The organism is Bacteroides difficilis, assembly GCF_048319815.1.
Taxonomy (GTDB): domain Bacteria; phylum Bacteroidota; class Bacteroidia; order Bacteroidales; family Bacteroidaceae; genus Bacteroides; species Bacteroides zhangwenhongii.
In genome coordinates this window covers 2789749-2812499 of the sequence record NZ_CP182814.1, presented here as the reverse complement: position 1 = coordinate 2812499, position 22751 = coordinate 2789749, and the positions used below count along the sequence as shown (strand labels likewise).

The window sequence follows — 22751 nt, the reverse complement described above, 5'->3', positions numbered from 1 at the left end:
ATAATTTTGATCTGCAAAGAAAAAATGGAAAGATTTATTCTATTTCTTCTTTAAGCCATAATAGACAAATACTTTTGCAAGGCAGTTATCTCCGCTTCAACAACCAACTGCTGAAAGTCTTCCGTCAGATGTTCCGTGTGTGACTTTTCCAATGCCTTGTAATAATTGATTTTGGCATCGTTACTACCTTTCAGGGTAATAATAACGTAGCCATTGCGAAGAAGGTATAAGTTCATCAACAGTCGGGAAGTACGACCATTACCGTCAATAAATGGATGAATACGCACCAGCTCATCATGCAAATAAGCAGCTACGAGTACGGGATGCACTTTTTCTTCTTCCATTTGCCTAAAACGGAGCATGAAATCTTCCATCTGCTTCTCTATCAGATAAGGTTGTGGTGGCATATGCGTACTACCTGAAATCATAACGGGAACGGTACGATATCTTCCGGCATTCTCGCGGTCTATGCCATGAAGAATAAGAGCATGTATCTCTTTAATGGTACGCTCACTTATCTCTATGTCCTGTTTGGCAATATCCTTAATATAACTGATGGCTTCGGTATGATTGATAGCTTCCAAGTGTTCACGCATCGACTTTCCCGAAATCGTAACACCTTCGTTTACTACAAGGGCAGTCTCCTGCAAGGTAAGTGTATTGCCTTCTATACGATTACTCTCATAAGTATATTCAATATCCAAAGCATCTTGAATCTTCTTCAAGGCTTCTTCGGGGAGTGGACGCAAAATCGATAGTTGATCTTTGAGCACATCCACTTCATTCAGTAATTCCTTAATATCTTCATTCATGGTTACTCTATTTCTTTAATTCGTTCCACTTGCTTATTCAGAAAGTAATCGGCATAAGGAGAATAATCGCCTGTTTCGTAAAAGGCAATCAGTCTTTTCCTGTAGTTCAGTATATCGGCATCTTTGGAGGAATAGACGGGGATAATGTCAGCGTTCATTAAAGCAATGCTTTCCACCATTCGGGAAGTACGTTTGTTTCCATCAATGAAAGGTTGCAGCTTAGCTATGTTGCAATGAAGATAAACAGCCCGCTCCAATGGATTGGTATATTGCTCCTGCTGATAAAGTATTTCATTCAACTTAGCCCGAATATCGTGCAAGTCCTTCGGGGGAATATATTCCGTACCGCTGATACGGACGGCTCTTGTTCTTAAATAGCCCGATTCTTCATCGGAAACCAATCCCGTAGATATAGATTGATGCACCCTAAACAAAGTACGTTCATCAATCACTTCTTGATTCTTCCCTTTATTGATATACTCCACTTCGGAAATAAAAGTATTATATAGGTTTTTCAACATCTTAGCATCTTCATACTTCTTTTCGGAAGTAATACCATCTTTGAGCAATGCTTCTGTTTCCACATAAGTATAGGTATTACCTTCAATCTTACCTGAATAGTAGCACCACACTACCGCCAAATCTTTTATTTCATTTGAGCGCAAATCCGATAGCTTAGCTAAAGGATGATTCAAAATGAATTGCGCTTTTTCCTGCTGTTCCTTATTTAATATCTGTTCCATAATCATAAAACAATTGTAGCCTATGGTTAGATTTTATTGTTCCCTATAATACTTTTCCCCTCATAATACTTAACCCTACCTTTCAGTTCATCAATATCCTTCTTGATAGAATCCGTAACAGGAATATTGTGCTTATCCAAAAAAGACATAAGTTTCTGTAGTTCTTCTTGTGCTTCCATCTTTCGGATACCATAGTAGTAGGTAGACGTAAAGTCGAATTCATCTTTAGACATCAATACCCTTGCCACATCTTTCGGGGTGGTTTTATCTGTTATCGTAATTTCCGATTCTAACAACGAGGAAATATATTTCAAATCCGCAGCATCAGGACTATACTGTTTCTTTAGTATATCGAAGTATGAATTAAACTTTTGTTCTTGGGCATCCCATTCGAGTTTTACCATCCCGAAGCCGTGAATCGAATAGGCTATTACCTTTTTCAGTAATCCTTCCAACTCTCCTTTATCAATACATATGCTATTCTCTATATTAGGAGAGTAGTTATCAAAGAAATAGGCAGGCTCTACATTAAAGTATTGAGCTATAGTTAGCAGCGTATCTATCTTGGTAGAGTTCGCTTTGATGATTTTATGCAAACTCTGCTCCGTCATGCCCAGTTCAACAGCAGCCTGTTTCATTGTCACGTTCTTCTTTTCGCACAACTCTTTTATTCTTTCAAGATGAACCATAAGATTGTATTTAAAAGTTAAATACTAAATAAATAATTTAGCCTTAATATATTCTTTCTATATTAGCAGCCACAAAGATAAGAAATAAAATTTAGTTCTAACAATATAAACGAAAATTCTAATCAGAAAGAAAAGATGGAAACAGTGATTGTAACTACAGAAGCCGTTATCGAAAAGATAATGGAGAGAGTGTTGAATAAGAAGTTGCCGCAACTGCCTGAAGCGAGTGTTGAAAAGACTTATAGTATTAACCAAGTGGCGAGAATGATGGGACGTTCTCACAAAAATATTTCAAACCTTGTTGCAGCAGGCGTACTGAAAGCGACTGCCGATAATCGGATTTTTGAGAGTTCTATTAAAGAATATAATAACAAGTAAAGCCGATTGCTAAACAAAAAGTTGAATATGCAGGTTTCTTTTTCATCCACCACACGAGAAAGTAAAGTTACACTTCCCGGATGGGGCGTTACCTTGTAAATGAATTGACATGATAACCCCTGATAATATGCCTGATCAACAAAAAGATAGTTTTCCTATCTCCGTTTTCCCTAAACCGATACGGGAAATAATAAGCGAAACAAAAGCCTGCCTAAATTATCCGACAGACTACATTGCTTCTGCTATCTGCTTTACCCTTTCCGTTGGTATAGGTATTGCCGTGATGTTTATCTTTCAGGCGTTCCAAGAATTGAGGGATAGGCAACGATGTAAAGAAGTTCTCCATTACTATCGTATCTGCCTTCTGATCAACTTCACTGGTGATTTTGTTGTAGTAGTAACAACGAGGTTCAGAACCACGTACCATGTTCGATACCTTGTTCCAATGTTTGGGGTAAACTGCTATGTTCATACTAATTAAAGTAGAACGACGGTAAGCAGTGTAACGCAGACAAACCATCTGTTTGCCTTCTTTGGTTGCGTAATCCTTGCACAACTCAATCTTAATCGTAGCTTTCATTACAATTTTGGGCTGTTTTACTGTAAAACAAAAGCTGAAAACTATGAAATTTTTTCTTCCAATCCTTCCACCACAGAGGACGTAAGTACTTAAAAAAACAGAAGGATTAGAAATTTTCTTTCTAATCCTTTCTTGCTTTTGGAGGTTCCTGGCGGATTCGAACCGCCGTACACGGTTTTGCAGACCGCTGACTAAGCCACTCATCCAAGGAACCGTCTTTTCTCGTTTGCGGTTGCAAAGGTAGTACAAATTTTGAAACTACCAACTATCCACAGCAATTTTTCTTTGTACTTTTTTTCTTTACACCGCACTCCTTTCTTTTCTTTTCCATCATATCCTTTAGTTCACAGCCACTTACACAACTGTCACAAGGATTTCCACTATCTCGCGTACGACGAAAAAAAGTATAAATACCATATACCAATCGGGCAATGCAGAGTACAACCAGTACTCCCACTACCCATTCCTGCCAATTATTCATACAAACAATCCTCCAATCTGATAAACAGTAAATGACACAATCCATGCCAATACCGTAGTATAGCAAGCTGCAAAAAGCGCCCATTTCCAACTTCCGGATTCCTGTTTGATAGCTGCCAATGCCGCAATACATGGAAAGTAAATCAAAACAAACAACATATAGCAGAATGCAACCAACGGTGTTATCGGAATCCGTTCAGCCAAACTAGCCTCATCAGCCTCCGGATCATCCACATATAAAACCCCCAAAGTACTTACCACCAACTCTTTCGCTCCTACTCCCGAAATCAGACCGATACCCAGCTTCCAATCAAACCCCATAGGCTTAATCACCGGTTCTATCGCACGCCCAAGCTGACCTATATATGAATTTTCCTGCTGTTCGGCTACCGTCTCATACGCATCATGATTCGGATAGTATCCCAGAAACCAAATGATAATAGAAGCAATCATAATAATTCCTCCCATCTTTTTCAAATATTGCACCCCTTTCTCCCATGTATGACGGAAGATAGATTTTGCTGTCGGCATCCGGTACGGAGGAAGCTCCATCACAAACGGAGTATCGTCCCCTTTCACCAAAAACTTACTAAACAGTCTCGCTAACAAGACCGCCAAAAATATACCTATTGCATAAATACTCAACAAGACCAGACTCGCATTGTTCGGGAAAAATGCTCCTACCAATAATAAATAGATAGGCAGACGAGCACTGCAAGACATCAACGGATTAACCAACATGGTAATAAGCCGACTTTTTCGATTCTCTATCGTACGGGAAGCCATAATAGCGGGCACGTTACATCCGAACCCCATAATGAGCGGAATAAACGATTTGCCATGCAGCCCCATTTTATGCATGATCTTATCCATTATAAATGCAGCACGTGCCATATATCCGGAGTCCTCCATCAACGATATACAGAAATACAGAATCAAGATGTTCGGCAGAAAAACAATCACACCTCCTACTCCGCCAACGATACCGTCAACCAGCATATCTTTCAATGGCCCTTCAGACATATTATTACGAATCAAATCACCAATCTGCTCAACCAGCCATTCAATCCCCATCATGGGATATTCGCCGAGTACAAATGTCCCTTCAAACATCAAATACATAAACAGGAAGAAAATAGGATAGCCCCAAATACGGTGAGTAACGATAGCATCCAACACTTTGGTCGTCTGCGTCTGTTCCAAATGATTATCAGTAAATGTTTCTTTCAATGCACCACTGATGAAACCGTATTTCGCATCTGTTATGGCAGACTCACAATCTTCATTCATCGTGCTCTGTATGCGTTTCACCATCTTATCACGAATACCGATAATGCTTTCAGCATTCGGCAAAGTACGTACAAAACGTTCTATATCCGGATCATTCTCCAATAACTTAATAGAAAGAAAACGAGTGGAATATTTATGGCGAATATATTCATTCTTTGATACTTCCTCTTTCACAGCCTCAATAGCCCTCTCCAAATCGGGACCATGATTAATATGAATATGGCGAAAGACACGTCCGGTCTTCCGATGTTCCCGCACATAATCTTCGAGATGTTCCTCTTCATGGTGTTTCCGGTCTTCCAAAGAATCATGCCATTCAGTCAAATCTTTGAGAACTTCCGGATTCATATTTCCGTGTTTATCAAAGAAGTCGACTCCCTCATAAAGATTTATAACGACATGAAACAAGGTATCCAATCCACGATTTTTTTTACTGACAGTAGGCACCATAGGCACTCCGAACAATTTACTCAATAAACGATAGTCCAATGTATTTCCACTGTTCTCCAATTCATCATAAATATTCAAAGCCACGACCATGCGGACATTCATATCAATCAATTGGGTAGTCAGATATAAATTCCGTTCCAAATTGGAAGAGTCCACCACATTAATAATGACATCCGGAGTTTCGTCGATAATATGGCGACGGACATAAATTTCTTCGGGTGTATAAGCAGACAAAGAGTATGTTCCCGGTAAATCAACGATCCGGAAATGATAACCTTCGAAATCGAAATACCCTTCTTTGGCGTCCACGGTCACACCACTATAATTTCCCACATGCTCGTGAGCACCGGAAGCTAAATTAAATAAAGAAGTCTTGCCACTGTTTGGATTGCCGACCAAAGCGACATTAATGGTACGGCGTTTACCCAGCGCCAGCCGTTTCATGTCTTCTTCTTTTACAGAAATATCCTCAGGCAGTCCCTCGTGGTAAATAGTCTCTTCAGCCAATTTCTTAGCCTCTTCTTCACTGACCACCTCAATCATTTCGGCTTCCTGACGACGAAGAGAAATTTCATAACCTAGAACCTTATATTTAATGGGATCTCTTAGTGGAGCATTCAACAGCACTTCAACCGTTTTTCCCTTAATGAAGCCCATCTCCACAATACGTTTACGAAAACCACCGTGCCCCAATACTTTAACGATGACACCTTTTTCGCCTGTTTTTAATTCGGACAAACGCATAACTCTCAAAATTTTCGGCAAAGATAATTCATAACTTTGGAGCACGCAAATTATTTAGATTGTTTTTAAATAACAGATATTTTCATCCACAAAATATCCATCTGCCATTAAAAACAAGCGACATTCACTTGAGATACTTCAATAAACCATTATCTTTGCAAAATATGATACAACATCGGGTTACACAATATATAGAAAAAGAAGGTTTATTCTCTTCTGAAAATAAGATTCTGGTGGCATTGAGCGGTGGTGCCGACTCAGTTGCATTGTTATGCATCCTGCATACAGCAGGTTACCGTTGTGAAGCTGCGCATTGTAATTTCCACCTGCGCGGTGAAGAATCAAATCGAGACGAGCAGTTCGTCCGCCAATTATGCGAAAAATATAAAATAAACCTGCATACCATTGATTTTGATACTACCCGACACGCAACCGAAAAACATATTTCCATCGAAATGGCCGCCCGTGAACTACGTTATAATTGGTTTGAAAAAACGAGGAAGGATTGCCAGGCGGATGTCATCGCCGTCGCCCATCATCAAGATGACAGCGTAGAAACAATATTGCTGAATCTCATCAGAGGAACAGGAATCACCGGTTTGTTAGGAATCCGTCCCCGTAACGGAGTAGTCGTACGCCCTTTACTTTGTATTAATAGGGAAGAAATCATTCACTACCTTCAAAGTATCCAACAGGAATACGTAACCGACAGCACGAATCTGGAAGATGAATACACCCGCAACAAAATACGCCTCAACCTTCTTCCACTCATGCAGACGATCAATCCGTCCGTCAAAAACAACTTGATAGAAACCAGCAATTACTTAAATGATGTAGCCACTCTATATAATAAATATATAGAAGAAGCCAAGACAAAAATCATTACAGCAGAAGGTATACGGATCAGTTCTCTGCTAAAAGAGCCAGCCCCCGAAGCCATCCTTTTTGAGGTGTTGCATCCATTAGGCTTCAACTCTACACAAATAAAAGACATCGCCAGTTCGCTCCACAGTCAACCGGGAAAGCAATTTTGCTGTAAAGAATGGAGAATAATAAAAGATAGAGAATTCTTGTTATTGGAAGCCGTTCAATCTGTAAGCAAAGCGACTCCTCCTTTTCAACTGATCAGAGAAGAACAAGAATATACTTCCGACTTTCAGATTCCACAAGAGAAACAAACAGCCTGTTTCGATGCAGACAAACTGAATGAAGAAATCTGTTGCCGGAAATGGCAGACCGGTGACACCTTTGTGCCCTTCGGAATGAAAGGAAAGAAAAAAATAAGCGATTATCTGACCGACCGCAAGTTTTCTATCAGCCAAAAGGAACGTCAATGGGTACTCTGCTGCGGAGAACGCATCGCATGGTTGATAGGTGAACGAACAGATAACCGCTTTCGTATTGACGAAACAACTAAACGGGTGATTATCTATAGAATGGTCTGAGGAAGTTTCTGTTTTTTGAAACAGTCAGACAGCAAAGCTGCAAAAGGAGTATCATAGATTCGCGCTTTCTTAGTACAGGCTTTCACACAGGCACAACATTTGATACATTTAGTCTCATCCGTATGCAATTCATCTCCTTTCGTTATAGCTCCTACCGGACAACGCGTCACGCACAATCCACAATGAGTACACATACTCTCATCTTCTACCCACGGAGTACGGGGAAGAGGTATACCACTTTTGCGCAACTTAATAACCTTTCTCAAAAAACGGAACAAAGGGAAAAAAGGCTGACTCGGACGTTTGATGGCGCGCACATCTACCGGATAAAGTTTATCCATATTCTCGGCAACCTGCACCTTTTCCATTATTTTTTTCCCAAAATCCGCAGCAAAAGCCAAATCAGAATCATCAGGACGTCCGGCTGAGATCGGATACTTGTCAGTACTATACGAATGCTCCCCTATAAAAGTAGCCCCGGCAATCACCTTCATTCCATGAGGTGTGGCAAAAGCGTCCAACTCCATCAAAGCCTTTTCATAAGCCCGATTTCCATAGACCGCCACCAACACCGTAGGAGCATCCAAACCACGAATGTTCCGTAAACGTTCCATCGCCAAAGGAGCGACATGCCCTCCATATACAGGAACTACCACAATGGCTAATGCAGATGCAGGAATCACAACTTCCTCCGCTGCTTGCTGAGTTACATTTATAGGAAAAATATTTTTTATGCCTGCCCCTTGAACAATCGCTTCCGCTATTTGTTTAGAAGTATGGGTGGGCGAAAAATAAATTAAATAAGCTTCATTTACTGTCATACTATTTTCTTTTATCTAGCAAAGATACACTTTTACGTGGAAAAAAACGGTTGATTGTATATGAATCCAAAAAAAATTATTATCTTTGCCCCGTTGAAACATTCTACGATTCAACATATACATCCCTAATTCATAATAAAGAACAAACATATATGCTCGCATATCTATGGCCATGAGCTATAGCAATACTGTCCATAATTCAGCAAAAAAGAAATATTAATAACTTACCATACTATATGTATAACATTATCCAATTAAACGACAAAGATCTGTCGGAACTTCAAATTATTGCCAAAGAACTAGGCATAAAAAAAACAGACTCATACAAGAAAGAAGACCTTGTTTACAAAATACTCGATGAACAAGCTATTGTAGGAGCCACCAAGAAAGTAGCCGCAGACAAACTCAAGGAAGAACGCAAGGAAGAAAAGAAAAAGCGCTCACGTGTAACTCCGGCTAAAAAAGAGGACAAAGTGGTTTCCGCAACAAAGACCGGAGAAGTAACAAAAACAAAAGAAGCTGCTCCTGCAAAAGCACAGCAAGCTCCCAAAGAAGAAACAACAAACAAAGAAAAAGAAACTCCTGCTGTTGAAACCAAAACAGAAAACGCTGTTGCTCCTAAACGTAAAGTAGGCCGTCCGCGCAAAAATTCAGATACAACTGATAAAAAAGAAGTTGAAGAAACGAAGCAGGTAGCTTCCAACAGTGTCGAAGCGAAGCCTGTAGTTGCGGAGAAAGCACCCGAAACAACGGAAAAAACAACTCCGGCACAGCAACAATCTACCGAGAAGAAAGAAAAGCCTAGCAAACCTGCTGTGGAAAAAGATAAACCCGCTGCAGAAAAAGCTGTAGAAAAAAAGGTGGTTGCCAAACCGCAAAAGAAATCTGAACCGGTTATCGATGAAGAAAGTAATATCCTGACCGGTGCTGACGATGATGATTTCATTCCAATTGAAGATCTGCCGTCTGAAAAGATTGAACTTCCGACAGAACTCTTCGGTAAGTTTGAAGCAACAAAGACAGAGCCTGTGCAATCAGCTCCCGAACAAGTAGCCCAACCTCAGCAACAACAGTCTCAATCTCAACAACAACGTCCACGCATTGTCCGTCCACGCGACAACAACAATGCAAACAATAACGCTAATAATAATTTCCAGCGTAACAACAACCAAAATCAAGGCCAAAATCAGAATCAGCACCAACAACGCTTGCCAATGCCACGCGCTACGCAGCAAAACAATGCGAGCGAAAACCTTCCGGCACAGCAACCGCAAGAGCGTAAAGTGATTGAGCGTGAGAAACCTTACGAATTTGATGACATCCTCAACGGAGTAGGAGTTTTAGAAATTATGCAGGACGGATACGGTTTCCTCCGTTCGTCCGATTACAATTACCTTTCCTCTCCGGATGACATCTATGTATCGCAATCTCAAATCAAATTATTTGGCTTGAAAACAGGCGACGTAGTAGAAGGAGTGATTCGTCCACCTAAGGAAGGAGAAAAATATTTTCCGCTAGTAAAAGTCTCGAAAATCAACGGACGTGACGCTGCTTTCGTCCGCGACCGTGTTCCTTTTGAACACTTAACCCCTCTTTTCCCGGATGAAAAGTTCAAACTCTGCAAAGGCGGTTATTCTGATTCTATGTCTGCCCGTGTAGTAGATCTTTTCGCTCCGATCGGTAAAGGTCAACGTGCATTGATCGTTGCTCAGCCTAAGACGGGTAAGACTATCTTAATGAAAGACATCGCCAACGCAATCGCAGCCAATCATCCCGAAGTATACATGATTATGTTGCTGATTGACGAACGTCCGGAGGAGGTGACCGATATGGCACGCAGCGTAAACGCGGAAGTTATCGCTTCCACTTTCGACGAGCCGGCAGAACGTCACGTGAAAATCGCGGGTATCGTATTGGAAAAAGCAAAACGTTTGGTAGAATGCGGTCATGACGTAGTAATCTTCTTGGACTCTATCACTCGCCTGGCACGTGCATACAATACAGTTTCTCCAGCATCAGGTAAAGTACTTTCCGGTGGTGTTGATGCAAATGCACTTCACAAGCCGAAACGTTTCTTCGGAGCTGCGCGTAACATCGAAAACGGCGGTTCACTGACTATCATTGCTACTGCCCTGATTGACACCGGTTCTAAGATGGATGAAGTTATCTTCGAAGAATTTAAAGGTACAGGTAACATGGAATTGCAGCTTGACCGCAACCTGTCTAACAAACGTATCTTCCCAGCTGTCAACATCACTGCATCCAGCACTCGTCGCGATGACTTGTTACTTGACAAAACGACTCTTGACCGTATGTGGATATTACGTAAATACCTTGCAGATATGAATCCGATTGAAGCTATGGATTTTGTAAAAGACCGTCTGGAAAAAACCAGAGATAACGATGAATTCCTTATGAGTATGAACAGCTAAAAAGGAAATCAACAAATAAATTCTTAAGAATGCAGATTAACACAGATTGCCGCAGATTAATTCTTATTATCTGTTCCAGTCTGTGTTAATCTGCATTTTAACTACAGCCTATTCCACTTCTCTCCTCCTCGACACTATTCCATTTTTGTACAAATTACTATCACTGACGTCCAAAACGACTCCCCTAGTCTTTTCTGCATTCTCTTTTTTGCTACTTTTGCTTCCAAATCAATTATTACTTAATTCTAACCAGAAATGAAAACGATTTATCCATTCATGGGATTAGCCTTATGTAGCGTAGCAGCTCAGGCACAAGAAAAGCCCAATTTCCTGATTATCCAATGCGACCATTTAACACAACGTGTCGTAGGAGCTTACGGACAAACACAAGGTTGCACCCTCCCTATGGACGAAGTTGCTTCCAGAGGAGTGATCTTCTCCAATGCCTATGTGGGCTGTCCCCTCAGCCAACCTTCACGTGCAGCGTTATGGAGTGGTATGATGCCTCACGAAACAAATGTACGTTCCAATTCCAGTGAACCTATCAACACACGCATACCGGAAAACATACCGACATTAGGAAGCCTTTTCTCCGAAAACGGTTATGATGCAGTACACTTTGGAAAGACTCACGACATGGGCTCACTAAGAGGTTTTAAACATAAAGAACCGGTAGCCAAACCATTTACCGATCCGGAATTTCCAGTCAACAACGACAGCTTCCTGGATGTAGGAACTTGTGAAGATGCAGTAGCCTATTTAAGTAATCCTCCCCAAAAGCCTTTTATTTGCATTGCCGATTTCCAAAATCCACACAATATATGCGGATTTGTAGGAGCAAACGAAGGAGTACACACCGATCGTCCTATTAGCGGTACTCTTCCCGAACTACCTGCCAATTTCGACGTAGAAGATTGGAACAACATACCTACTCCGGTACAATATATTTGTTGCAGCCATCGACGAATGACACAAGCCTCACATTGGAGTGAAGAAAACTACCGCCATTACATTGCCGCTTTCCAACATTATACAAAAATGGTATCCAAGCAAGTAGACAGCGTTTTAAAAGCACTCTATTCCACACCTGCCGGTAAGAATACCATCATAGTCATCTTAGCCGATCACGGTGACGGAATGGCTTCCCACCGTATGGTAACTAAACACATCAGTTTCTACGATGAAATGACAAATGTTCCGTTTATCTTTGCAGGACCCGGCATCAAACAACAGAAAAAGCCCGTAGACCATCTCCTCACACAACCGACACTCGACCTCTTGCCTACCCTTTGTGATTTAGCAGGAATTTCCGTTCCAGCCGGAAAAGCAGGAATCAGCCTTGCCCCGACATTAAAGGGAGCAAAGCAGATGAAAACTCATCCGTATGTAGTATCCGAATGGCACAGCGAATATGAATATATCACTACTCCCGGACGCATGGTGCGTGGACCAAGATACAAATACACCCACTATCTGGAAGGTAACGGAGAAGAACTTTACGACATGAAGAAAGATCCGGGAGAACGTAAAAATCTCGCTAAAGATCCTAAATACGCCAAAGTTCTTGCAGAACACCGTGCAATGCTCGATGACTATATCAAACGTACTAAAGATGATTACCATACTCTGAAAGTAGACGCCGACCCACGTTGCAGAAAACATACTCCGGGTTATCCCAACCACGAAGGTCCCGGAGCACGCGAAATTCTCAAAAAGAAAATAAAATAGTAAAAAGAGCGAAGATTGTTTTGTAATCTTCGCTCTTTTTACTTCTTTTGCAGATGAACTAACAAGCAAGCAGCTAATTATTAAGTGAATAAGCACAAACATCATATTATAGCAGTAGCTGTAGCCATGCTTATATCGGCTACTCTATATGCGGCGCACACCAACCAGGTACGCCTGTCTCTGCTAAAACCGTTAATCAAATACAATACACCATTCAGTGCCGAGGTTTCTACCGACAGTATTACTGCATGGGATAAATTATTGGAACCCGAATTAGAAGAGCAACAACATTATTCACTTTTATTCCAATTAAAGCTACTGACTGTCCGGGCATTGATTACAGAAGGTCATTTCAGTTTGGCCATAGACAAAGCGAACTCGATGTATCAAAAAGCGAAAGAGATGAGTTACCCGCTAGGAACAGCACTTTCGCTGCAAGCAATCGGAAATACTTACTTAAATTCATCAACGCCTTTAGCGGCAATCGAATCTTATAAAGAAGCATTGGAAATCATCAAAAAAATACCTGATGCAGACCAATATGCCAAGAAGATTTTAACTCATATCATTCTGACAAAGCTTAAATTCCGGCAAATGACAAATATAGAAGCAGATATCCGGCAATTGGAAGCTCTTTCAAACAAAAACAAAAATCTCGGAGATGATTTTTATCTTAATTATTGTCAGGCATTCTATAATATTCAGACGCGTCATCTACCGGAAGCCCTTAATTATTTGCAACAAGCCGAGTCTATAAACCGACAATGCCAGCATTCCTATTTCTTTTTGATGATTGAATATCTGTATGCTTGTTACTATACCGAATCAAAAGAATACACCAAAGCATTAAATATATTCGATACAATTTTATCACATACTCAAACTGCCGATTCATATAAATCTCTTCTCATACAACAAGAACGAGCTCAATTATTGGCATTGATGGGAAAGAATGAAGAGGCATGCCAAGCCTACGAATCCCTTAACACACTCAAAGACTCGCTGGATGCAACGAATTATATCCAGCAAATCAATGAGCTTCATACTCTTTACCAAATTGATAAAAATGAACTGGACAACCTAAACAGGCAAAAAACAATTCTCTATTGGAGTTGGCTCACGATCTCGTGTATTGTCATACTTATTATATTATTTATCATATTGATTAAACGAAGTAACAAAAAGTTGCAGCAATCACAACAAAAACTGGAAATAGCCAGGAAACAAGAAGAGAATTCTATCCGTGCCAAAAGTCTTTTTTTATCTAATATGAGCCATGAGATCCGTACGCCACTCAACGCTCTTTCCGGTTTCTCTTCTATTTTAACAGAAGAAACTATTGATAATGAAACTCGACAACAATGCAGCGATATCATCTTACTAAATTCCGAGTTGCTGCTTAAACTGATCAATGATGTTATTGATCTGTCTAGTCTTGAGGTAGGTAAAATGACATTCAACTACGAACAATGTGACGCAGTGGCAATATGTAGGAATGTAATCGATATGGTTGAAAAGATTAAGCAAACAAATGCAGAAGTACGTTTCTCCTCTATCCTTCAATCACTCCAACTGACCACAGACAATGCCAGATTACAACAACTATTAATTAATCTGCTCATAAACGCCACAAAATTCACTCCGCAAGGAACTATCACATTGGAGTTGGAAAAACAGACAGAAGATACAGCACTATTCTCTGTAACCGACACAGGTTGCGGAATTCCCAAAGATCACCAAAACAAGATATTCAACCGCTTTGAGAAACTAGACGAGAATGCACAAGGCACAGGACTCGGCCTATCCATCTGCCAACTCATTATCGAACAATTAGGCGGCAAAATATGGATTGATCCGGACTACAATCAAGGAGCACGCTTCCTATTCACACATCCCATTTACAGACAATCAAGAAAGGAGGACATCGCATGAAACAAATAATCCTCCTGCTTTTTGCGCTATGCTGTTCCCTAAATGGGAAAGCAAGTATCTACACTTCCGCATCTGACAGTTTGCTGAGAGTATTACAGACAATACCTCACGATACCATTCGTCTGAATATCATTAGCCAAATCATCAGAATAGAACAGAATAATAGCCGATGTGTCCAATACGCAGATACATTAATGAAAGAAGCATTACTATCAAACAACGATAAATACGCCGGAATGTCAGCTTATTATCACATCCTGTACTATTATAATCATAACGACCAAGATAGTGTAAGTAAATGGTTGAACATCATGCGACCTTACGTCAAGAAGTCCGAATTATGGGACTATTTCTTTGAAGCAAAACGCTTCCAGATAAACTTATATACCAACAGCAGACAATATGAACTTGCGATCAGTGAGGCCCAAAGAATGAAGCAGCAATCTATCCAAATAAACAATAAACGAGGTTTCATAGCCGCATACCAATGCCTAAGCAATGCTTATGTAGGTAGTCAGCGTTGGGATGAAGGTATTAAGGCTTTGGAAGAGGCTTACCGAATGCTTACTGCAAAAGATCATCCCGTAGACCGAATTTCAGTACTGTCACAGTTAATATCAGTCACTAAAGAAAAGAAAGATAATCAAAGACTACTCAAATATATACAAGAACAAGAAAATATCCTTCACAAACATATTGCCGAGAATCCTTCTTTGAAAGAGGGATTTACCGATGCATACCTTTTCAATGAACTTTTTTACAGTTATTATTATCTGAATATCAACGCTCCCGAACAAGCATATCCCCATCTGATAAAATCTAAGGAATACTTAAATAAGAATACATATTTCACATACAGAATACTCTATTTCGATACACTCGCTCAATACAACCGAGCTATAGGAAAGTATCAACAAGCCTTGAACTATATCGATACAACATTGACAATGCTGAAAAAGGATTTTCCCAACGACTATGCCGAACAGTTACTTGAAAAAGCAAGAATATGGAAACAGGTAGGGCAAAATGAGAAAGCTATCCAATTCTACGAACAGGCGTTGTCCCTAAAAGATTCTGTCACAACAGTACTTTCAAACACCCAGATGAAACAGATAAAAAAGAAATACAATATAGAAAAGAATGAATTAGAACAGGAGAGACGAAATAACAGGACTCAACTCCTATATCTAGTTTTTATATTCGTTATTCTGATTTTGCTGTTTATTTTCATGGCAAGGCTCTTCATGATACGCAAAGCTTTAAAACATTCGGAATACGAAATCCGGAAAGCTATGGAAGCTGTGCGACAAACCAACGAAATGAAAAATCGCTTTTTGTCAAAAATGAGCTATAATATCCGTACTCCGCTCAACAATGTGGTCGGTTTTTCACAACTCATTGCCTGCGAACCGAATATAAACAAGGAGACAAGACAGGAATACGCTAATATCATACACCAAAGTTCGGAGAAATTAATGAAACTCGTCAATGACGTCCTCGATTTATCCCGACTGGAAGCTCAAATGATGAAATTTCAAGTACAAGATTATGATGCCATCGAACTATGTAAAGAGGTGTGTTATATGGCACGTGTACAAAATGAGCAAACAGGTATCAATGTCGATTTCTCTACCGAGATAGATAGCCCAATAATCATCCATACCGATACAAGACGACTGACACAGGCTTTACTCAGTGCATTGGTTTATCCGCAAGAGCATCGACAAGAGAGGAATATCCGCTTCATATTAAGCCGGGAAGGAGACGTATTACATTTCCAAATCAGCAATTCACCTTTGGCAGACCCTGCGTTTGTATCGCAAGAGACCATCATACGGCATGATATCAACCTGTTATTATTACAGCATTTCGGTGGAAACTACTTCGTTAATCAGAAAGCTCCCGAAAATCCGGAAATAGTTTTCATCTACCCTATTGTTTCCGAATCGAAATAAAGCGTTATCTTTGCAAAATGTAAACTTAAACGCTTAATTATGTATACCAACAAACAAATTTGGAGTGTCAGTTACCCGATACTGCTAAGCTTGCTGGCACAAAATGTTATCAATGTCACTGATACGGCATTCCTCGGGCACGTAAGTGAAGTAGCACTCGGAGCTTCCGCAATGGGGGGATTGTTCTATATATGTGTATTCACCATTGCATTCGGATTCAGTACCGGTTCACAAATAGTTATTGCCCGGCGTAATGGTGAAGGACGTTATACAGATGTAGGTCCGGTTATGATTCAGGGAGTCATGTTCTTGTTTGCTATGGCATTGTTGCTGTTCGGATTCACCAAAGCATTCGGAGGAGATATCATGCACTTGCTCGTTTCTTCCGAGTCCATTTACGAAGGGACAATGGAATTTCTGGACTGGCGTATCTATGGTTTCTTCTTCTCATTCGTCAACGTTATGTTCCGGGCGTTATATATCGGTATCACACGCACCAAAGTATTAACAATCAATGCTGTTGTCATGGCACTGACCAATGTGATATTAGATTATATGCTGATCTTCGGAAAGTTCGGTATGCCCGAAATGGGAATTAAAGGAGCTGCTATTGCATCCGTACTGGCAGAAGCCTCCTCTATTCTCTTCTTCCTCATCTACACATATATCACGGTCGACCTGAAAAAATACGGTCTGAATCGATTACGCACATTCGATCCGGCGTTATTGATGCGGATTCTGAGTATTTCCTGTTTCACAATGCTACAATACTTCCTGTCGATGGCCACTTGGTTCGTATTTTTCGTAGCCGTTGAACGATTGGGACAGCGGGAACTGGCTATCGCCAACATCGTCCGGAGTATTTATGTAGTATTGCTAATCCCAGTCAATGCGCTGGCAACCACGACCAATAGCCTTGTGAGCAATGCCATCGGTGCGGGAGGTATCCGATATGTAATGCCGCTCATCAACAAAATCGCCCGGTTCTCATTTTTCATTATGCTAGGGCTGGTTGCATTATCAGCATTGTTCCCGCAGTTCCTGCTTTCCGTTTATACCAGTGAAAACGCACTCATTACAGAATCCGTACCTTCAGTATATGTCATCTGTTGCGCCATGCTGATTGCATCGGTAGCCAATGTCGTGTTCAATGGTATCTCAGGAACAGGAAACACACAAGCGGCTTTGTTGCTCGAAACGATCACAATAATCATCTACGGGTCATATATCATCTTCATTGGAATGTGGCTGAAAGCACCGATTGAAATCTGCTTTACAATTGAGATACTGTACTATACCTTACTGCTGATAACAAGTTATATTTACCTCAAAAAAGCAAAATGGCAGAATAAAAAGATATAAATACGAGAGATTTTTGTACATTTGCAGGCTCAAATATTAATTAGTAATTAAACAACTATGTTCGATAATTTAAGTGAAAGACTAGAACGGTCATTCAAGATTCTGAAAGGTGAAGGCAAAATCACCGAAATCAACGTAGCGGAGACGCTGAAAGACGTACGCAAGGCTCTTCTTGATGCCGACGTAAACTACAAAGTGGCAAAGAATTTCACTGATACGGTGAAAGAGAAAGCGCTTGGTCAGAACGTGCTTACGGCAGTGAAACCGAGCCAGTTGATGGTGAAGATTGTGCACGACGAACTTACTCAGTTAATGGGAGGAGAGACAGCCGAGATTAATATCGATTCTCGCCCGGCAGTGATCCTGATGTCAGGTCTGCAAGGTTCGGGTAAGACTACTTTCTCCGGCAAATTGGCACGAATGCTGAAAAGTAAAAAGAATCGCAAACCGTTACTGGTAGCTTGTGACGTATATCGTCCGGCAGCTATCGAACAGTTACGCGTATTGGCTGAACAAATAGAAGTACCGATGTACTGCGAACTGGACAGCAAAAATCCGGTAGAAATCGCACAGCACGCTATTCAGGAAGCTAAAGCTAAAGGATACGATCTCGTCATTGTCGATACCGCCGGACGTCTGGCAGTAGACGAACAAATGATGAACGAGATTGCAGCCATCAAAGAAGCAATCAACCCGAACGAAATTTTGTTCGTGGTAGACTCCATGACCGGTCAGGATGCAGTAAATACAGCCAAAGAATTTAACGATCGTCTGGACTTTAACGGTGTAGTACTGACCAAACTCGATGGTGACACACGTGGCGGTGCAGCTCTTTCCATCCGTTCGGTAGTCAATAAACCTATCAAATTCGTCGGTACAGGCGAAAAGTTGGACGCAATAGATCAGTTCCACCCAGCTCGTATGGCCGACCGTATTCTCGGTATGGGTGATATCGTATCACTGGTGGAACGTGCGCAAGAACAATATGACGAAGAAGAAGCTAAACGCTTGCAGAAGAAGATTGCAAAGAATCAATTTGACTTCAATGACTTCCTCAGCCAGATTGCCCAAATCAAGAAAATGGGTAACTTGAAAGATCTTGCTTCCATGATTCCGGGAGTAGGAAAAGCAATCAAAGATATCGATATTGACGATAATGCGTTCAAAAGTATCGAAGCTATCATTTACTCCATGACTCCGGCAGAGCGTTCCAACCCGGAAATATTGAACGGTTCACGTCGTACACGTATCGCCAAAGGTAGCGGAACGACCATTCAGGAAGTCAATCGCCTGCTGAAACAGTTTGACCAGACTCGCAAGATGATGAAGATGGTTACCAGCAGCAAAATGGGCAAAATGATGCCGAAGATAAAAAGATAACCCACCAATAAATACCTTGAAAATATGACACTGATAGATGGAAAAGCAATTTCCGAACAAGTGAAACAAGAAATTGCCGCTGAGGTAGCTGAAATTGTTGCACGCGGCGGTAAACGCCCGCACTTGGCAGCTATCCTCGTAGGGCACGACGGTGGCAGTGAAACATACGTAGCCGCCAAAGTAAAAGCTTGCGAAATTTGTGGATTCAAATCTTCTCTTATTCGTTATGAGAGTGATGTGACTGAAGAAGAACTGCTGGCCAAAGTGCGTGAGCTGAATGAAGACAATGATGTAGACGGTTTTATCGTTCAGCTTCCGTTGCCGAAACATATCTCCGAACAGAAGGTAATCGAAACAATCGACTACCGTAAGGATGTGGACGGTTTTCATCCGATCAATGTAGGTCGTATGTCTATCGGACTTCCTTGCTATGTATCTGCCACCCCTAATGGTATTCTTGAATTACTGAAACGCTATCAGATAGAAACTTCAGGTAAAAAGTGCGTAGTTCTCGGACGTAGTAATATCGTAGGCAAACCAATGGCTGCATTAATGATGCAGAAAGCATATCCGGGAGATGCGACTGTTACCGTATGCCACAGCCGCAGCAAGGATCTGGTAAAAGAATGCCAAGAAGCCGATATCATTATCGCTGCTTTGGGACAACCTAATTTCGTAAAAGCCGAAATGGTGAAAGAAGGCGCGGTAGTAATCGACGTAGGTACCACCCGCGTACCGGATTCCACTAAAAAATCCGGGTTCAAACTGACAGGTGATGTTAAGTTCGACGAAGTGGCACCCAAATGCTCCTACATCACTCCGGTACCAGGTGGTGTCGGACCGATGACGATTGTATCGTTAATGAAAAATACACTTTTAGCCGGTAAGAAAGCCATCTATCAATGAGATACACATTGTTTTTGGTAATCATATTTCTCTCCTTGTCTTGCACTTCACGGTCGCAGACAAGGAGAGATTCTATTAATAACAACTCGCTTGACACACTCTCGGCTAGCAAAAGTTGCATACCTGCCGATACTCTCCGTCTTCTCTTTGTGGGAGACCTTATGCAACATCAGGGGCAGATCAATGCAGCACGAACCGCTAAAGGATATGACTATACTACCTGCTTCGAGTATGTCAAAGAGGAAATAGGGAAAGCAGACCTCGCCATAGCTAATCTTGAGGTGACTTTAGGAGGAAAACCATACAAAGGTTATCCTGCTTTCAGTGCACCGGATGAGTTTCTCACCGCCATACACAATGCCGGATTTAATGTTCTTGTCACAGCCAACAATCATAGCCTTGACCGTGGCAAACCGGGATTGGAACGTACGATCCGCTTAATCGACTCCTTGTCCATTCCTCACGCCGGAACATATATTAATCCCGAAGAACGTGAAAAGAAATATCCGCTCATTCTTGAAAAAAAAGGATTTCGCATTGCTCTACTTAACTATACGTATGGCACGAACGGCATATACGTTACTCCTCCTAACATCGTCAATTATATTGATACCGCAATCATTGCCAAAGATATAGAAACAAGTAAAGTAATGAAGCCGGATGCTATTATCGCCTGTATGCACTGGGGAATCGAATACCAGTCGTTACCGGATAAGGAACAGAAATTCCTTGCAGACTGGTTGATTCAAAAAGGAGTAAATCATGTGATCGGTTCCCACCCTCACGTTGTTCAGCCAATTGAGGTTCGTGAAGATAGTGTGACAAATGATAAACATCTTGTAGTTTATTCATTGGGGAATTATATTTCCAATATGTCTGCACGTCACACAGACGGAGGACTTATGGTAAAGATGGAGTTGGTAAAAGACAGCGCAACCCGTCTCAACAAATGTGAGTATAGTTTAGTATGGACTGCCCGACCTACACAATCAGGAAAGAAAAATCACCAATTACTCCCTGTCAACTTACCGACAGACTCCATTCCTGTAAATGCTCGTAACTCTCTGAAGATCTTCGTAAATGATACGCGATCCCTCTTCAACAAGTACAATCGAGGAATAAAAGAATATACTTTTTACAAAAAAAAGTAGTAGAATCTTTTGGAGATTAAAAGATAATATCTATCTTTGCACCGCGTTAGAGAAACGCAGATATGGTGGCTGTAGTTCAGTTGGTTAGAGCGTCAGATTGTGGTTCTGAATGTCGTGGGTTCGAGTCCCATCTGCCACCCAAGATAAGTCCTTATAAGTTAAATACTTATGAGGACTTTTTCTTTTATTGATGGTAATCATTCAGAAGCCGAAATTAGGTTAAATCAGCACTATTGTTTCCTAATAGTTTCCTAATTTAAAATGAACTAATTAAGGGATCCATCCGAAACTCCAGTTGTTTTCAATTTGTTTCTTTTGATTTGTTTTGAATTAAACAATGATAGCCTTCCTATTCTTATTAATTTCTATAGACATTCTTTTATAATCGATTCACTATTTAGACTCATTTCATTCGTTACTTTTACTTCGTATAACTATAGTATACTTTGCGTATGACTATAGTTATACGCAAAGTATACTATAGTTACTCTTGCGGAAGACTATAGTCAAACGCAAAAAGAATAAGTAACGCGGCTAATCTGATTAGGCAGAAAAAGAAATAAAAATAGTATTTGGCTCCTTTCCGTACAGTATAGAGTTCAAACCGGTTTTGGGGGACTGTTCCAAATTAAGGCTCAGCAGATTCTTCGATAAAAACAAGTTGGAGTTCTTATCTCAATCTGTATTTTATTACAATACATGATGAAAATTGAAATTAAACTTATAACTTTGAAGAAAGTTAATGTGATACACCATGATACAGAAATTCTTGCAAACATATAAGGAGGCGTTCGGTAATGCAGTTCCACTTCCTGTCACTTTCGGATATAGCCATATACCTGTTACAGAGATAAATAAAATACCGCGTTGCATGATAGGTACCATTCGCAAAGTATGTGAAGGTGATTCACTGACTCTAAGTGCCGACAATGTACTGTGCGGTGGAGGAAGCCTGTACACTGCCTTTGCCCCTATGCAAGAAAGGCTACCCAAATTTGTGTCAGAAACGGAACACTACAAGCAGACTCCCGAACAAATCAAGAAATACATACATCGCTTAGACATCCACCTGACGGATAAGCCTTATTTGAATTTTGTCCGTATGGATAAACTATCCTCTCTCGATGAAGTGGAAGGTATTTTGTTTTTCGCCACACCTGATATACTTTCGGGCTTGTGTACATGGGCTTTTTACGACAACGATGCAGATGATGCTGTATGTACACGGTTCGCATCGGGATGTTGTAGCATTGTGACCTTTGCCATACAAGAAAACCGGAAGAATGGTCGAAGTTGCTTTATCGGTATGTTAGACCCGTCTGCACGTCCGTTGATACCGACAAATGAGCTTACCTTTGTTATACCAATACACCGTTTCCATGAAATGATGCAGACGATGGAACATTCCGCTTTGTTCCAAAAGGCATATTCCATAGTAAGAAAACGAATAAATGGAGAGATTGGGAAATGAAA

The 22751-nt window shown here is 40.8% G+C and carries 18 protein-coding genes and 2 tRNA genes; 12 read left to right on the top strand and 8 right to left on the bottom strand.

The features are described 5' to 3' along the window. Positions 1 to 50 precede the first annotated feature (50 nt). From ACNOGP_RS10445 to ACNOGP_RS10435, 3 genes are read right to left on the bottom strand one after another with little or no spacing between them, the layout of a single operon-like run. Positions 51 to 812 (bottom strand): Fic family protein, encoded by a 762-nt coding sequence (locus tag ACNOGP_RS10445; protein ID WP_418212827.1) that lies wholly within the window; start codon positions 810 to 812, stop codon positions 51 to 53. 2 nt (positions 813 to 814) lie between these two features. After that, the gene (locus ACNOGP_RS10440) at positions 815 to 1555 is read right to left on the bottom strand and encodes a Fic family protein (RefSeq protein WP_418212826.1); all 741 of its coding nucleotides are present in this window, start codon (positions 1553 to 1555) and stop codon (positions 815 to 817) included. Positions 1556 to 1581: 26 nt separating this feature from the next. Then, entirely contained in the window at positions 1582 to 2244 is a 663-nt protein-coding gene (locus ACNOGP_RS10435) for a helix-turn-helix domain-containing protein (protein WP_418212825.1), read from the bottom strand. 135 nt (positions 2245 to 2379) lie between these two features. Here ACNOGP_RS10435 and ACNOGP_RS10430 point away from each other — a divergent pair, with 135 nt between their 5' ends. Next, positions 2380 to 2622: a hypothetical protein gene (locus ACNOGP_RS10430; protein ID WP_418212824.1), complete on the top strand. Its 243-nt coding sequence runs from the start codon at positions 2380 to 2382 to the stop codon at positions 2620 to 2622. Between the two features lie 211 nt (positions 2623 to 2833). Here the strand turns inward: ACNOGP_RS10430 and ACNOGP_RS10425 are convergent, their stop codons facing one another. From ACNOGP_RS10425 to feoB, 4 genes are all read right to left on the bottom strand, one after another. Continuing rightward, complete coding sequence (locus tag ACNOGP_RS10425) at positions 2834 to 3202, bottom strand: hypothetical protein (RefSeq protein WP_418212823.1); 369 nt, start codon at positions 3200 to 3202, stop codon at positions 2834 to 2836. Between the two features lie 139 nt (positions 3203 to 3341). After that, positions 3342 to 3416 (bottom strand) — tRNA-Cys (locus ACNOGP_RS10420). A gap of 51 nt (positions 3417 to 3467) precedes the next feature. After that, positions 3468 to 3683, bottom strand: coding sequence for a hypothetical protein (locus ACNOGP_RS10415; RefSeq protein WP_186968059.1), 216 nt, complete (start codon positions 3681 to 3683; stop codon positions 3468 to 3470). Then, complete coding sequence (feoB, locus tag ACNOGP_RS10410) at positions 3680 to 6166, bottom strand: ferrous iron transport protein B (protein WP_418212822.1); 2487 nt, start codon at positions 6164 to 6166, stop codon at positions 3680 to 3682. The genes ACNOGP_RS10415 and feoB overlap by 4 nt, the downstream gene beginning before the upstream one ends. Positions 6167 to 6330: 164 nt before the next feature. Between feoB and tilS the strand changes: the two genes are divergently transcribed. Next, positions 6331 to 7611, top strand: a complete 1281-nt coding sequence (gene tilS, locus ACNOGP_RS10405) for a tRNA lysidine(34) synthetase TilS (protein WP_418212821.1) — start codon at positions 6331 to 6333, stop codon at positions 7609 to 7611. Here tilS and ACNOGP_RS10400 read toward each other — a convergent pair. After that, positions 7596 to 8432, bottom strand: coding sequence for a 4Fe-4S binding protein (locus ACNOGP_RS10400; protein ID WP_418212820.1), 837 nt, complete (start codon positions 8430 to 8432; stop codon positions 7596 to 7598). The genes tilS and ACNOGP_RS10400 overlap by 16 nt on opposite strands. A 236-nt stretch (positions 8433 to 8668) precedes the next feature. Here ACNOGP_RS10400 and rho point away from each other — a divergent pair, with 236 nt between their 5' ends. The 10 genes from rho (at position 8669) to ACNOGP_RS10350 (ending at position 22749) form a co-directional block, all read left to right on the top strand. Beyond that, complete coding sequence (gene rho / locus ACNOGP_RS10395) at positions 8669 to 10864, top strand: transcription termination factor Rho (RefSeq protein ID WP_418214721.1); 2196 nt, start codon at positions 8669 to 8671, stop codon at positions 10862 to 10864. Positions 10865 to 11119: 255 nt separating this feature from the next. Continuing rightward, entirely contained in the window at positions 11120 to 12592 is a 1473-nt protein-coding gene (locus ACNOGP_RS10390; RefSeq protein WP_418214720.1) for a sulfatase, read from the top strand. A gap of 84 nt (positions 12593 to 12676) precedes the next feature. Beyond that, positions 12677 to 14524, top strand: a complete 1848-nt coding sequence (locus ACNOGP_RS10385) for an ATP-binding protein (RefSeq protein WP_418214719.1) — start codon at positions 12677 to 12679, stop codon at positions 14522 to 14524. Further along, positions 14521 to 16479, top strand: a complete 1959-nt coding sequence (locus tag ACNOGP_RS10380; RefSeq protein WP_418214718.1) for a histidine kinase dimerization/phospho-acceptor domain-containing protein — start codon at positions 14521 to 14523, stop codon at positions 16477 to 16479. The genes ACNOGP_RS10385 and ACNOGP_RS10380 overlap by 4 nt, the downstream gene beginning before the upstream one ends. 39 nt (positions 16480 to 16518) lie before the next feature. Continuing rightward, positions 16519 to 17841 carry an MATE family efflux transporter gene (locus ACNOGP_RS10375; protein WP_007765678.1) on the top strand — a complete coding sequence of 441 codons (1323 nt, stop codon included), beginning with the start codon at positions 16519 to 16521 and terminating at the stop codon, positions 17839 to 17841. Positions 17842 to 17898: 57 nt separating this feature from the next. Then, entirely contained in the window at positions 17899 to 19221 is a 1323-nt protein-coding gene (gene ffh, locus ACNOGP_RS10370) for a signal recognition particle protein (protein WP_418214717.1), read from the top strand. A gap of 24 nt (positions 19222 to 19245) precedes the next feature. Next, entirely contained in the window at positions 19246 to 20127 is an 882-nt protein-coding gene (gene folD / locus ACNOGP_RS10365) for a bifunctional methylenetetrahydrofolate dehydrogenase/methenyltetrahydrofolate cyclohydrolase FolD (RefSeq protein ID WP_418214716.1), read from the top strand. After that, entirely contained in the window at positions 20124 to 21278 is a 1155-nt protein-coding gene (locus ACNOGP_RS10360) for a CapA family protein (protein WP_418214715.1), read from the top strand. Before folD ends, ACNOGP_RS10360 begins: the two co-directional genes overlap by 4 nt. 65 nt (positions 21279 to 21343) lie before the next feature. Then, a tRNA-His gene (locus ACNOGP_RS10355) sits at positions 21344 to 21417 on the top strand. Between the two features lie 615 nt (positions 21418 to 22032). Continuing rightward, positions 22033 to 22749: a DUF169 domain-containing protein gene (locus ACNOGP_RS10350; RefSeq protein ID WP_143866578.1), complete on the top strand. Its 717-nt coding sequence runs from the start codon at positions 22033 to 22035 to the stop codon at positions 22747 to 22749. Positions 22750 to 22751 lie beyond the last annotated feature (2 nt).

Coding starts and splice junctions, on each gene's coding strand:
- tilS (WP_418212821.1), top strand. CDS start 6,331: ATGATACAACATCGGGTTACACAATATATAGAAAAAGAAGGTTTATTC.
- ACNOGP_RS10430 (WP_418212824.1), top strand. CDS start 2,380: ATGGAAACAGTGATTGTAACTACAGAAGCCGTTATCGAAAAGATAATG.
- rho (WP_418214721.1), top strand. CDS start 8,669: ATGTATAACATTATCCAATTAAACGACAAAGATCTGTCGGAACTTCAA.
- ACNOGP_RS10380 (WP_418214718.1), top strand. CDS start 14,521: ATGAAACAAATAATCCTCCTGCTTTTTGCGCTATGCTGTTCCCTAAAT.
- ACNOGP_RS10390 (WP_418214720.1), top strand. CDS start 11,120: ATGAAAACGATTTATCCATTCATGGGATTAGCCTTATGTAGCGTAGCA.
- ACNOGP_RS10445 (WP_418212827.1), bottom strand. CDS start 812: ATGAATGAAGATATTAAGGAATTACTGAATGAAGTGGATGTGCTCAAA.
- feoB (WP_418212822.1), bottom strand. CDS start 6,166: ATGCGTTTGTCCGAATTAAAAACAGGCGAAAAAGGTGTCATCGTTAAA.
- ffh (WP_418214717.1), top strand. CDS start 17,899: ATGTTCGATAATTTAAGTGAAAGACTAGAACGGTCATTCAAGATTCTG.
- ACNOGP_RS10415 (WP_186968059.1), bottom strand. CDS start 3,683: ATGAATAATTGGCAGGAATGGGTAGTGGGAGTACTGGTTGTACTCTGC.
- ACNOGP_RS10350 (WP_143866578.1), top strand. CDS start 22,033: ATGATACAGAAATTCTTGCAAACATATAAGGAGGCGTTCGGTAATGCA.
- ACNOGP_RS10435 (WP_418212825.1), bottom strand. CDS start 2,244: ATGGTTCATCTTGAAAGAATAAAAGAGTTGTGCGAAAAGAAGAACGTG.
- ACNOGP_RS10360 (WP_418214715.1), top strand. CDS start 20,124: ATGAGATACACATTGTTTTTGGTAATCATATTTCTCTCCTTGTCTTGC.
- ACNOGP_RS10440 (WP_418212826.1), bottom strand. CDS start 1,555: ATGGAACAGATATTAAATAAGGAACAGCAGGAAAAAGCGCAATTCATT.
- ACNOGP_RS10400 (WP_418212820.1), bottom strand. CDS start 8,432: ATGACAGTAAATGAAGCTTATTTAATTTATTTTTCGCCCACCCATACT.
- ACNOGP_RS10425 (WP_418212823.1), bottom strand. CDS start 3,202: ATGAAAGCTACGATTAAGATTGAGTTGTGCAAGGATTACGCAACCAAA.
- ACNOGP_RS10375 (WP_007765678.1), top strand. CDS start 16,519: ATGTATACCAACAAACAAATTTGGAGTGTCAGTTACCCGATACTGCTA.
- folD (WP_418214716.1), top strand. CDS start 19,246: ATGACACTGATAGATGGAAAAGCAATTTCCGAACAAGTGAAACAAGAA.